Source organism: Cryobacterium sp. TMT4-10, from assembly GCF_004403275.1.
Taxonomy (GTDB): Bacteria; Actinomycetota; Actinomycetes; order Actinomycetales; family Microbacteriaceae; genus Cryobacterium; species Cryobacterium shii.
The window spans coordinates 102978-115991 of record NZ_SOGU01000090.1 but is presented as its reverse complement, the minus strand read 5'-3'; the positions used below and the strand labels follow the sequence as shown (position 1 = coordinate 115991).

Here is a 13014-nt window from a genome sequence, read left to right as displayed (position 1 = left end):
TAGAGTTATCTCTACGTCAAGATAGTTTGGTGATGAGCATCGCCCGGGCGCGGACTGCCGGTTAGGTAACCCTTACTGGCAGCGGCAGGCGTCCGGTCGTCAGGATTGGGGATTGCGGGCGGTTTTCCGTCGGTTTCCACGAAGGAGAGGGCATCGTGTCTGCACTGAATAACGCGGTAGTGAACAGTTTTGGAGCCAAGGACACCCTGCGTGTCGGTTCGACGGACTATGAGGTCTTTCGTCTCGACGCGGTCAAGGGCTACGAGAAGTTGCCGTTCAGCCTGAAGGTGCTTCTGGAGAATCTTCTCCGCACCGAGGACGGCGCCAACATCACCGAGGCGCATATCCGCGCCCTGGGCGAGTGGGTCCCCACGGCGGAGCCCGACACCGAGATCCAGTTCACGCCCGGACGCGTGGTGATGCAGGACTTCACCGGTGTTCCCTGCATCGTCGACCTCGCCACCATGCGTGAGGCCGTCGCCGAACTCGGCGGCGACCCGAAGAAGATCAACCCGCTCGCTCCGGCCGAGCTCGTCATCGACCACTCCGTCATCGCGGACCTGTTCGGCACCGCCGACGCCCTCGAGCGCAACGTCGAGATCGAGTACGAGCGCAACGGCGAGCGCTACCAGTTCCTGCGCTGGGGTCAGACCGCGTTCAACGACTTCAAGGTCGTGCCCCCGGGAACCGGCATCGTGCACCAGGTCAACCTAGAGTACCTGGCCCGGGTCACCATGACCCGCACGGTCACGGATGCCGCAGGCACCGAGGTGCTGCAGGCCTACCCCGACACCTGCGTCGGCACCGACTCGCACACGACCATGGTCAACGGCCTGGGCGTGCTCGCCTGGGGCGTGGGCGGCATCGAGGCCGAGGCCGCCATGCTCGGCCAGTCGATCTCCATGCTCATCCCCAAGGTGGTCGGTTTCAAGCTCAACGGCTCCATCCCGACCGGCGTGACCGCGACGGACGTCGTGCTCACCATCACCCAGATCCTGCGCAAGCACGGCGTCGTCGGCAAGTTCGTCGAGTTCTACGGTGCGGGCGTCGCCCAGGTGCCCCTGGCCAACCGCGCCACCATCGGAAACATGAGCCCCGAGTTCGGCTCGACGGCCGCCATGTTCCCGATCGACGACGTCACCCTGGACTACCTGCGCCTCACCGGTCGCAGCGAAGAGCAGGTCGCGCTGGTCGAGGCCTACTCGAAGCTGCAGGGCCTCTGGCACGACGCCGACAAGGAGCCCGCCTTCAGCGAGTACCTCGAGCTCGACCTCGGCACCGTCGTCCCGTCGATCGCCGGCCCGAAGCGCCCGCAGGACCGCGTCATCCTCAGTGAGGCGAAGTCGCAGTTCGAACTGGACCTCCAGAGCTACGCGACCCAGGATCTGACCGTGGTGGACGCTGCCGTCGAAGCGTCGTTCCCGGCCTCGGACCCGATCGGTTTCACCGCCGAGGACGAGAACCTCGACCACGTGGTCTCGCACAGCCACGTGAGCCACGCCCCGGTCAGCGTGTCGCGCCCCGTCGCCATCACCACGGAGGCCGGCGCGAGCTACACGCTCGACCACGGAGCGGTCGCCGTCGCGGCCATCACGTCGTGCACGAACACGTCCAACCCGAGCGTCATGCTCGCCGCGGGCCTGCTCGCCCGCAACGCGGTCAAGAAGGGCCTGACCAGCAAGCCGTGGGTCAAGACCACTCTGGCTCCGGGGTCGAAGGTCGTCACCGACTACTACGAGAAGGCCGGCCTCACCGGCGACCTGGAGGCCCTCGGCTTCTACACCGTCGGCTACGGCTGCACGGTCTGCATCGGCAACACCGGTCCGCTGATTGACGAGGTCACGGCCGCGATCAACGAGAACGATCTCGCCGTCACCGCGGTGCTCTCGGGCAACCGCAACTTCGAGGGCCGGATCAGCCCCGACGTCAAGATGAACTACCTGGCGAGCCCGCCGCTGGTCATCGCCTACGCCCTCGCGGGTTCGATGAACTTCGACTTCGAGACGGATTCCCTCGGCACCGGTTCAGACGGCAACGAGGTGTTCCTCAAGGACATCTGGCCTGACTCCGCCGAGGTGCAGGCCACGATCGACAGCTCGATCGACACCGCCATGTTCACGAAGCAGTACGGCGGCGTCTTCGAGGGCGACGAGCGCTGGCGCTCCCTGCCGACGCCGAACAGCGAGGTCTTCGAGTGGGACCCCGAGTCCACGTATGTGCGGAAGCCCCCGTACTTCGAGGGCATGACCATGGAGACCACCCCGGTGGTCGACATCGTCGGCGCCCGCGTTCTGGCCAAACTGGGTGACTCGGTCACGACCGACCACATCAGCCCCGCCGGTTCGATCAAGGCGGACAGCCCGGCCGGCGCCTACCTGCTCGAGCACGGCGTCGAACGTGGGGACTTCAACTCCTACGGCTCGCGCCGCGGCAACCACGAGATCATGATTCGCGGAACCTTCGCGAACATCCGTCTGCGCAACCAGCTGCTTGACGGCGTCGAGGGCGGCTACACCCGCGACTTCACCGTCGACGGGGCTCCGCAGGCGTTCATCTACGACGCCGCCCAGAACTACCAGGCCCAGGGCACGCCGCTGGTCATCTTCGGCGGCAAGGAGTACGGCTCGGGTTCGTCTCGTGACTGGGCTGCCAAGGGCACGAGCCTCCTCGGGGTGAAGGCCGTCATCACGGAGAGCTTCGAGCGCATCCACCGCTCCAACCTGATCGGGATGGGCGTCGTTCCGCTGCAGTTCCACGCGGGGCAGAGCTGGGCGACGCTCGGCCTGGACGGCACGGAGGTCGTCACGATCACCGGGCTCGACGAGCTGAACAACGGCACCACCCCGAAGACGGTCCACGTCACGGCCGTGCCGAGCGAGCAGTCGCCGGCCGGCAAAGCGACGGTCGAGTTCGACGCGGTCGTCCGCATCGACACCCCGGGTGAGGCCGACTACTACCGCAACGGCGGCATCCTGCAGTACGTGCTGCGTTCGCTGGTCGCGTAGCCTCCCTGAGTCGGCTTTCGGCTGGCTCTCGAAACCGGCGCGTAGACTCGGTCTGACCGAATCTATGCGCCGGTTTCTTTTTTTTGGCGGCGGATGGCGCAACGCGAAAGGTGTTAACGATGGCACTGCTGGACACGATCTCCGGACCCAGGGACCTTGACGGTCTTTCGAAGGATGAACTGGTCCAGCTCGCGGCCGAGGTGCGGGAATTCCTCGTGCGCGAGATCTCGAAGACCGGCGGCCATCTGGGGCCCAACCTCGGCGTCGTCGAGCTGACCATCGCCATGCACCGGGTCTTCGACTCGCCCAGGGACGCGATCGTCTTCGACACCGGGCACCAGTCCTATGTGCACAAGCTGCTCACCGGCCGCCAGGACTTCAGCGGGCTGCGCCAGTCCGGCGGCCTGGCCGGCTACCCCCAGCGCCGGGAATCCGTGCACGACATCGTGGAGAGCTCGCACGCGTCCAGCTCCCTCTCCTGGGCCGACGGCATCTCCCGCGCGTTCGAGATGACGGGGCAGAGCGACCGCAACGTCATCGCCGTCGTCGGCGACGGTTCCCTCACCGGCGGCATGACCTGGGAGGCGCTCAACAACATCAGCGACGACAACACGCGCCGGCTGATCATCATCGTCAACGACAACGGGCGCTCGTACGCGCCCACCATCGGCGGAATGGCGCGGTTCCTCAACACGGTGCGCACCCGGCAGGCGTACCACAGCGCCTACCTGACCAGCCGCCAGGCCTTCGAGCGGATGGGGGCGCCGGCGCGGGCGTTCTTCCGCGGCGTTCGCGGCGGCATGCACGGCTTCCTGGCCCGGTTCTCCAACAACGAGGCCCTCTACTCGAACCTCGACATCAAGTACATCGGACCGGTCGACGGCCACGACCTGCAGGCCATGATCGAGGCCCTGCGGCAAGCGAAGGGCTACGGCGCGCCCGTGATCGTGCACGCCATCACCCAGAAGGGCAAGGGCTACGACCCGGCCGTCCAGGACGTCGCGGACCAGTTCCACGCGGTCGGGCAGATCGACCCGGAGACGGGGGAATCCACCGAATTCTCCAGCGCGCCGTCCTGGACGTCCGTCTTCGCCGACGAGCTGCTGCGGCTGGCCACCCTGCAGCCGAAGATCGTCGGCATCACCGCGGCGATGCTGCGCCCCACGGGCCTGCACAAGATGGCGGAGCGTTTCCCCGCCCGGGTGCACGACGTGGGCATCGCGGAGCAGCACGCCGTGGCCAGTGCCGCCGGGCTCGCGTTCGGCGGCCTGCACCCGGTCGTCGCCCTGTATGCCACGTTCGTCAACCGGGCGTTCGACCAGGTCCTGATGGATGTCGCCCTGCACCAGGCGGGCGTGACATTCGTTCTCGACCGGGCCGGGGTCACCGGACCGGACGGTCCCAGCCACCACGGAATCTGGGACCTGGCCATCCTGCAGGTGGTGCCGGGCATCCGTCTCGCCGCGCCCCGCGACTCGGTTCGCCTGTGCGAGGAGCTCGAGGAGGCCGTCGCGGTCGACGATGCGCCCACCGTGCTGCGGTTCCCGAAGGGGAGCGTCAGCGCCCCCCTCGACGCCGTGCGGCGGCTGGACGACGGGGTCGACGTGCTGCTTGAAACGGCCCAGAAAGATGTCCTGATCGTCACCGTGGGCCCGATGGCGGCCATGGGCCTGGATGTGGCGGAGCGGCTGGCGGCCCAGGGCATCGGCGCCACGGTTGTCGACCCGCGCTGGGTCGTGCCGGTGCCCCGGAGCATCATCTCCCTGGCCGCGGAGCACCGGATCGTGGTCAGCATCGAGGACGGCATCCGGGTCGGCGGCATCGGCACGCGCATCCGTCAGGACCTGCGCGAGGCGGGCGTGGACACGGCCGTGACCGAGCTCGGCCTGCCGGACGAGTTCCTCGACCACGGCACGCGCGCCGAGATTCTCGAACGGGTGGGACTCACCCCCCAGCACATCGCCCGCGACGTCGTCGCAATGGTCCTGGGCAGCAAGATCCCGCATGCCCGGGCTCTGCCGTCAGATCGTACCGACAGCGGCAGCATCCCCGCGAACCGGGCCGGCCAGGACTGACCCCGGCTGCCCCCGGTCCTGACTGACCCCGGAGCGCGAAAAACCCCGCCGAACCGTGAGTTCGGCGGGGTTTTCCGGCCTGAAAAGCGGTAAAGCTCACGGCTCGGTGAACCGCGACTGCCGGGTTACTCGCGGACGGCGGACTGCACCGGGGCTGCCCCGACGCCGCGAATCAGCGGCGTGTGGAAGGTGCCGCCGAAGACCCGCTCGCTCGCACCGACACGGTCGAGATACGGGGTCACCCCGCCCATCTGGAACGGCCAGTTGGCGCCGAGGATCATGCACAGGTCGATGTCCTCGGCCGCGTGCACGACGCCGTCGTCCAGCATCCGCTTGATCTCGTCCGCGAGGCCGTCCTCGACCCGGCGCAGGATCTGCTCGCCGGTCATAGGGGCGGTTCCGCCCGCGACGATCTTGATCGCGCCCTTGTCGAAGCCCTTGGCCTTGCCCTTGGCGTCCCGCTCGATGACGGTGCCGTGCTCGGCCAGCCGGTGCAGGTTCTCGCTCTCGAAGAACCGGTCGGGGAAGGCGGCGTGGTGGGTGTCCAGCACGTGGGCGCCGACCTTGAGGCCAACGAGTTCGAGCAGCTCGAACGGGGTCATCGGCATCCCGAACTTGGCCAGGGACCCGTCGACGACCTCGAACGAGGTGCCGGTGTCGACGGCGTGCATGGCCTCGCCGAGCAGCTTAGCCAGCAGCCGGTTGACCACGAACCCGGGGGTGTCCCGGGTGATGACCGCGTTCTTGCGGAGCTTGGCCGCGACGACCATCGCCGTCGACAGGGTGACGTCGTTGGTCTCGGGTGTGTTCACTACCTCGATCAGCGGCATGACGGCCACCGGGTTGAAGAAGTGGAAGCCGACCAGGCGTTCCGGGTGGGCCAGCTTCGCACCGATCTGTTCGACCGAGAGCGACGAGGTGTTGGTGGCCAGGATCGCGTCGGGGGAGATGTGCTTCTCGATCTCCGCGAAGACGTCCTGCTTCACGCCGAGCTCCTCGAACACGGCCTCGATCACCCAGTCGGCGTCGGCGAACTGAGCCTTGTCCGTGGTGCCGGTGACCAGGGCGCGGAGCCGGTTCGCCTCGTCGGAGGAGATGCGCTTCTTGGTCTCGAGGGCGAGGATCTCGCCGTGGATGTAGGCCACACCCTTGTCGACCCTGGCCTGGTCGAGGTCGGTGATGACTACAGGCACCCGCAGCCGACGCACGAAGAGCAAGGCGAACTGGCTGGCCATCAGCCCGGCGCCGATGACGCCCACCTTCTTGATCGGGCGGGCGAGGGCCTTGTCCGGAGCTCCGGCCGGCCGCTTGGCCCGCTTCTGCACCAGGTTGAAGGCGTAGATGCTGGCCTGCAGCTGGTCGCCGGCGATGAGCTCGGCGAGGGAATCGTCCTCGCGTTCGAATCCCTCCTGGCGGGTGCCGCTCTTGGCGGCCTTGACGAGATCGAGGGCGATGTAGGGCGACCGTGCGACGGTGCCGATGCGGCTCTCGAGCATCTTGCGCGCGATGCCGACGGCGACGTCCCATTTCACGAGCCGCTCGACCTTGCCGGGCAGGTTGGGCCGGGCGACCTTGATGGTGCCGGAGATGACCCCGTCGGCCCATTTGATGGACTGTTCGAGGAACATGGCCGAGTCGAACTGCACGTCGGCGATGCCGAGCTCGAGGGCATCCGCGGCCTTGAGCACGCGGTGCTTGAGCGGATTTTCGATGATCACCTTGAGCGCGTTCTCGATGCCGATCAGGTTGGGCAGCAGGTACGAGCCGCCCCAACCCGGGATCAGCCCGAGTGAGACCTCGGGCAGCCCGATCGCCGGAGCGGTGGCGTCGACGGTGCGGAAGTCGGCGTTCAGGGCGATTTCGAGCCCGCCTCCCAGGGCCATCCCGTTGATGAACACGAAGGAGGGAACGCCCAGTTCGGCCTGCTTGCCCAGCGCGTAATGGCCCAGCTGGGCCAGCAGCTTGCCCGTCGCGAGCGACGGGATCTCGCTGACCTTGCTCAGGTCGGCGCCGGCGGCGAGGTAGAACGGCTTGCCGGTGACGGCCACACCGTGGATGTCGCCGAGGGCGGCACGCTCCCGGAGCAGGTCCATCGTCATGCCGAACTCGAGCAGGGTGACCGGGCCGAGGGTGTTCGGACGGGTGTGGTCCCTGCCGTTGTCGAGCGTGACGAGCGCCAGGGTCCTGCCCCCGGACAGTGGGACATCCCGCACGTAGGAGTGGGTGACGACCTCATCGGCCGACAGCGCGACCAGCGGGGTGAAATCGAGTTCTGAATAGTTGCTCATCGCTTGCTTGCCTTCCGGTTGAAGTTCGGGTTCTCCCAAATCACGGTGCCGCCCTGGCCGAGGCCGATGCACATGGCCGTCAGACCGTAGCGGACCTCCGGGTGCTCGCTGAACTGGCGTGCGAGCTGGTTCATCAGGCGCACGCCGGAGGAGGCGAGCGGGTGTCCGATGGCGATCGCGCCGCCGTACTCGTTCACCCGCGGGTCCTGGTCGTCGATGCCGAAGTGGTCGAGGAACGAGATGACCTGAACGGCGAAGGCCTCGTTGAGCTCGAACAGGCCGATGTCGGTGATGCTCAGGCCTGCCTTGCGCAGCGCCTTCTCGGTGGAGGGGACGGGGCCGAGGCCCATGACTTCCGGTTCGACGCCGGCGAAGGCGAAGCTGACCATTTTCATCTTGACGGTCAGGCCGAGGTCCTTGGCGGCCTTGCCGCTGGCGAGCAGGCAGGCGCTGGCGCCGTCGTTGAGCCCGGATGCGTTGCCGGCCGTGACCCGTCCGTGGGGGCGGAACGGGGTCTTGAGGGACGCGAGGCCCTCCAGCGTAGTCTCGGGGCGGGGAGCCTCGTCCTGGGTCGCGAGACCCCACCCGGCGTCGCTCCGGATCGCCACCGACACCAGGTCGGGCTGGATCTTGTCGGCGGCGTAGGCTGCGGCGACCTTCTGCTGGCTGCGCAGGGCGAACCGGTCGGACCGCTCCTTGGTGTACGACGGGAACCGGTCATGGAGCCGCTCGGCCGTGGCGCCCATGTTGAGGGCGTCTTCGCTGACGAGCCGCTCGAGCAGGAAGCGCGGATTCGGGTCTGCTCCGGAACCCATCGGGTGGCGACCCATGTGCTCGACGCCGCCGGCGATGGCCAGGTCGTAGGCGCCGAAGCCGATTCCCGCGCCAAGGGTGGTGACGGCGGTCATGGCGCCCGCGCACATCCGGTCGATGGCGAACCCGGGTACCGACTTCGGCAGTCCGGAGAGAAGTGCCGCCGTGCGGCCGAGGGTGAGTCCCTGGTCGCCGGTCTGGGTGGTGGCGGCGATCGCCACCTCGTCGATCCGTTCCCCGGGGACCGACGGGTTGCGTTCAAGCAGCCCGATCATGGCCTTGACCACGAGATCATCCGCCCGGGTGTTCCAGTACATGCCCTTTTCGCCGGCGCGTCCGAACGGGGTGCGAACCCCGTCCACAAACACGACTTCTGCTCTATCGGCCACTTTGCCTCCATCAATCGATCAGGTGTCGGTCGATCCTAAGGGGGAGCAGAAGGGGGGTCGAATCCTTGGACGGTTTCTACGAATCCGTTTCCGGGGGGACCTCGATCGTTTGGTGGACTTCGACAAAGGCATCGGCGATCCGTTGTGCAGTCACGTCAATCTGCCAGGCGCGGGCGCCCAGCCTCCCGAGCGCCTCACCGATGGATTCGGGGTCGATGGTCTCGGGCGGCGTCCAGGCCACCCGGCGCACGTAGTCGGGCGTGATCAGGTTTTCGAGGGGGATCGCCAGCTGTTCCGAGACCTCGGTCAGGGCAGTGCGGGCGGCCTTGTAGCGCAGGTCGGCCTCCGGATTGCGATCGGCCCAGGCGCGCGGCGGCGGGAGCAGGTCCGCGTTGCCGCGCAGGGAGGGCAGGTCGGTCGAGGCCACCCCCTCGAGGATGGCGCCCCACCAGCGATCGAGTTCGCTTCGGCTGGCACGACCGCTGAACTCCCGGAGGTCGGCGAGGGCCTGTTTGGACGCGGGCATCGCGCGTGCGGCGGCGGTCAGGGATGCGTCCGGTACGAGCCGGCCGGGGGAGATGTCGAGCTCCTGGGCCAGACGGTCGCGGGCGAGCCAGAGCTCGCGGGCCACAGCAAGGCCTCGCTGGCCGCGGATCGAGTGCACGCCGGAGAGCCGCCGCCAGGGTTCGGGGCTGACGGCTTTGACCTCGCGGGCGAGCACGGCGGCGAATTCCTGGGCGGCGATGTCGGTTTTCAGGTCCGTTTCGAGCATCTCGGTCATGCGGTCACGCAGATCGGGGAGCAACTCGACGTCGAGCGCGCCGTACACCAACCAGGCTTCCGGCAGCGGCCGGGTCGACCAGTTGGCGGCGGAATGTTCCTTGGCCAGGTGGATGCCGAGCAGCTCTTCAACGACTGTGCCGAGACCGACCCTCGGAATGCCCAATAGGCGCGCGGCCAGCTCGGTGTCGAAGATGCGCTTCGGGTCGAGGCCGACCTCGCGCAGGCAGGCGAGGTCCTGGCTCGCGGCGTGGAAAATCCATTCCTCGCCGCCGAGGGCCTCGTTGAGTTCGCGGAAGTCGCCGATCGCGGGCGGGTCGAACAGGAAGGTGCCGGCACCCCTGCGGAAGATCTGGATCAGGTAGGCACGCTGGGAGTACGTGAACCCGGAGGCGCGCTCGGCATCGATGCCGATCGGTCCGGTGCCGCCGCGAATGGCTGCGGTCGCCGTCAAGTAGGCATCCCGCGTGTCGATCACTGTGTGATCAGCCACGACCGGTTCGGCGTGTGGACAACATGCTGACTCCTTCGCCAGTGGGGGGAAGGCCTGCGAGCATGCAGAGCAGCTCGCCCCATCCTTCGACGTGGGCGGCGAGATTGTGGTCCAGCGGCGTCCACGAGGCGCGCAGTTCGATCTGCGCACCATCGCCCTGCCTGGCAAGTTCGCCGAAGCCTGACGAAATAATCTTAGTCGCCGTGCCTGATGCCGCGGAATACCGAGCTCCGTGGGCGGCCAGTGCATCGACTAGCCACGCCCAGGCGACCTCGGCCAGGAACGGGTCCAGGCCGATGTCCGTCTCCAGGGGAGCCTGCGCAAAACAGACCACACGGAAGGGTCCGCCCCAGGCCTCGGGTTCCTCCGGGTCGTACAGCAGGATGAAGCGACCGGTGCCCAGGTCCGAGTTGCCGCCGTGGCGGGCCGGCGTGACGTCGGCCGAGAATGCCACCGCGTGTGGGGCCAGGCTTCCCGGGGCCGTGATCTCGTTCACCACGAGTTCCGCCCGGATGCGTGCGCGACGAATCGACGTCAGGGCAGCGGCAAACTCCGGGGGGAGCGTTTCCTGTGTTTCGGGCACGTGTGCAGACTAGAGTTTTTTCCGGGCGGTGTCTGCGAGGCACGCCGGGCAGGGGCAAGAGCTATGCGAGCAGCACACGGGCGGGCCGAAAGTGCGGTGAAGGTCATCGCGACCGCCGGGTTGATCGTCGCGGGCGTCGGCGTCGCAGCCGGCGTTGGAATCAGCGCCCTGATGGCCGTGATGGCCCGCCGGATCGTCACGCCGTCGACGAAGAGCGACGAGGATGTGCGCGTGTACGCCGTCGACCTCGCGGCCGGGACCATCGCGTTGCAGTCGACTCCGGACTCCGTTCTTCGCGGGGACTACAGCTTCTGGTTCTCGGCCAGCAGCGGCCACGCCCACGTGGGGGAGATCCTGCGGCAGACGTCCGATCGGGTGACCCGGCGCATCCTGCGCGTCGACTACGGTGATCTCGCGGCGGCCGTGCGAGGCCGGCTGGCCGGGTACTCCTTCCTCGGCCCGTGGGACCTCGGCGTCGAGTTCGAAGACGTGAGCGTTCCCACCGGCGCGGGTGAGGCGCCGGCCTGGCTGGTGGTTCCGCCCGAGCCGGACGGTCGCTGGGTGATCCAGGTGCACGGTCGTGGCGTTCAGCGCCAGGAGACGCTTCGCGCGGTGCCGGTGTTCCGATCCCTCGGCTACACCTCTCTTCTGGTCTCGTACCGCAATGACGGGGAGGCGCCCGGCAGCGCGGACGGCCGGTACTCCCTGGGCGACACGGAATGGCTCGACATCGAGGCGGCGATCGCGTTCGCCGCGGGCCGGGGCGCCACCGAGATCGTGCTGATGGGCTGGTCGATGGGAGGCGCCATCGTGTTGCAGGCCGCGACTCGATCGATGCTGCGCCACCTGGTGGTGGGCATCGTGCTCGATTCGCCCGTCATCGACTGGGCCGACGTCGCCCGGTTTCAGGGCGGCACCCTCGGGCTGCCCGCCGTTGTCGCCAGCGGGGCCCTGGAGGTTCTCGGCCGGCGTTGGGGCGGCCTGGTCACGGGCCAGGCCGGCCCGATCGACTTCGCCCGGCTGGACTTCGTGACCCGCGCAGCCGAGCTGGACCTGCCGGTGCTGCTGATGCACAGCGATGACGACGGATACGTGCCGGCGACCGGTTCCCGGGCCCTGGCGGAGCGGCGCCCCGACATCGTGACGTTCTTGCCCTTCGCCGTCGCCCGGCACACGAAATTGTGGAATTACGACCGCGAGGGGTGGAATCAGGCGATCACGAACTGGTTGGGCGAGATCTCTCCCACCGGGCGTACGTCGCACCCTGATCGTCCAGCAGGAGCTGCCGAAGGCTGAAACGGCTCGTAACGGCCTGATCCGACTCGAGCAGCGCGCGGCTGCCGAGCACGATCTGGGGGCTGGTGGACAGGCAGAGTTCGTCGACGAGGTCTGCGGCGAACAGACGCCCAGCCAGGACGGGCCCTCCCTCGCACACGATCCGGGTGAGGCCTCGGGAGTGCAGGGCGTCAACGATGGCGGCCGGGCGAAGGAGCCCGTCCACGTCGTCGACCACAACGATGGTGGCGCGGTTCGTCCCGTCGACGGCCTCCACCCGGCCGACCGCGGAGCGGGGGCAGAGGATGTACACCGGCCGGTCCGACGTGGTGGCTGAGGCGTGGAGTCGGTGCCCGCCGAGGTTTCCGGTGGACGTGACGACGGCGAGGGCAGCCCGGGCCGGCACGACGTAGCCTTCCGCCCGCACGCTGCCCGCGCCGACCAGGACGACGTCGGACAATTCCCGGATCACGCCGAGGATGCGGCGATCCTGCTTGCTCGAGAGGGACTCCGAGGTCCCGTCCGCGCCGGCGACGCTGCCGTTCAAACTGCCGATCATATTGACTCGGAGGTAGGCATCCGTTTCAGGCGCGTAGCGTGCCAGCAGCCAGTCGCGGCCCGCGGGGTCGAGCCCGTCGACCGCGCGGGCGATGTCCTCGGCCGCGCGGGGCTCCGGGAAGACCCGGGTCAGGGTCACGCAGGGTCCTCACGCAGTCGCCGCTTGGTGCGGGCGAGCATGGCGGTCATGCCGCGGATCCGCAGGGGCGATACGGCCTTCGTCAGGCCGATCGAACTCGGGTAGTCGTCTGGAACCAAGAGCACTTCCGCCCGGCTCAGACCCGACAGCCCCTGGGCCAGGATCGACGCGAAGCCTCGGGTCGTCGGGGACTCCCGGGGTGCCGTGGCGTACAGGTGCACCGCGTCATCCTCCACCTCGACGAACATGAACACGGGGGACTGGCACTCCACGACGCGTTCGAGCAGGTCGGGGTGTTCCTCATACCGTTTGGGCAGCGCCGGCAGCGCATCGGCGAATTCGAGCAGCAGCAGCAGGCGGTCCTGCTCCTCGAGTGCGAGGAAGTCGTCGCGGATCTCGGCCAGTTTCTCAGGCAGTTCGGTGGAAGTCATCGAAGACAAGTCTGCCATGCGCCCGATTCAGCGGGGCCGGGCGGGGAGGTACACGAGGGTGCGGGGTTCGGCGACTTCCGTGCCGTCGAGGTAGGTCTCCCAGGGCGGACCCGTCGCTTCCGTCACAGTCTGGGAGCCGGCTTCCCCGAACGAATTCGACGGAGATTTTGCCCGTATCGGCCCGG

9 protein-coding genes are annotated in these 13014 nt (G+C 68.1%); 3 read left to right on the top strand and 6 right to left on the bottom strand.

Features of this window, described 5'->3' with window-relative positions:
- The first annotated feature begins 179 nt into the window (after positions 1-179).
- Together acnA and dxs are read left to right on the top strand one after the other, a co-directional pair.
- Positions 180-3005, top strand: coding sequence for an aconitate hydratase AcnA (gene acnA / locus E3T42_RS13485; RefSeq protein ID WP_370262476.1), 2826 nt, complete (start codon positions 180-182; stop codon positions 3003-3005).
- A gap of 119 nt (positions 3006-3124) precedes the next feature.
- Positions 3125-5080, top strand: coding sequence for a 1-deoxy-D-xylulose-5-phosphate synthase (gene dxs, locus E3T42_RS13480; protein WP_134366741.1), 1956 nt, complete (start codon positions 3125-3127; stop codon positions 5078-5080).
- A 125-nt stretch (positions 5081-5205) separates the two neighbouring features.
- Here dxs and E3T42_RS13475 read toward each other — a convergent pair whose 3' ends face one another.
- The 4 genes from E3T42_RS13475 to E3T42_RS13460 form a co-directional block, all read right to left on the bottom strand.
- Positions 5206-7368 (bottom strand): 3-hydroxyacyl-CoA dehydrogenase NAD-binding domain-containing protein, encoded by a 2163-nt coding sequence (locus E3T42_RS13475; protein WP_134403143.1) that lies wholly within the window; start codon positions 7366-7368, stop codon positions 5206-5208.
- Entirely contained in the window at positions 7365-8570 is a 1206-nt protein-coding gene (locus E3T42_RS13470) for a thiolase family protein (RefSeq protein ID WP_134403142.1), read from the bottom strand. The genes E3T42_RS13475 and E3T42_RS13470 overlap by 4 nt, the downstream gene beginning before the upstream one ends.
- A gap of 76 nt (positions 8571-8646) precedes the next feature.
- Positions 8647-9843 (bottom strand): HRDC domain-containing protein, encoded by a 1197-nt coding sequence (locus tag E3T42_RS13465; RefSeq protein WP_134366738.1) that lies wholly within the window; start codon positions 9841-9843, stop codon positions 8647-8649.
- Positions 9836-10426 carry a DUF3000 domain-containing protein gene (locus E3T42_RS13460; RefSeq protein ID WP_134403141.1) on the bottom strand — a complete coding sequence of 197 codons (591 nt, stop codon included), beginning with the start codon at positions 10424-10426 and terminating at the stop codon, positions 9836-9838. The genes E3T42_RS13465 and E3T42_RS13460 overlap by 8 nt, the downstream gene beginning before the upstream one ends.
- 63 nt (positions 10427-10489) lie before the next feature.
- Between E3T42_RS13460 and E3T42_RS13455 the strand changes: the two genes are divergently transcribed.
- Positions 10490-11722 carry an alpha/beta hydrolase gene (locus E3T42_RS13455; RefSeq protein WP_134366736.1) on the top strand — a complete coding sequence of 411 codons (1233 nt, stop codon included), beginning with the start codon at positions 10490-10492 and terminating at the stop codon, positions 11720-11722.
- On the opposite strand, the gene E3T42_RS13450 is transcribed toward E3T42_RS13455, so the two are convergent.
- Positions 11643-12398, bottom strand: a complete 756-nt coding sequence (locus E3T42_RS13450; protein WP_241976147.1) for a dihydrofolate reductase family protein — start codon at positions 12396-12398, stop codon at positions 11643-11645. The genes E3T42_RS13455 and E3T42_RS13450 overlap by 80 nt on opposite strands.
- Positions 12395-12829 carry a SufE family protein gene (locus E3T42_RS13445; protein WP_134366735.1) on the bottom strand — a complete coding sequence of 145 codons (435 nt, stop codon included), beginning with the start codon at positions 12827-12829 and terminating at the stop codon, positions 12395-12397. The genes E3T42_RS13450 and E3T42_RS13445 overlap by 4 nt, the downstream gene beginning before the upstream one ends.
- Positions 12830-13014: the final 185 nt, after the last annotated feature.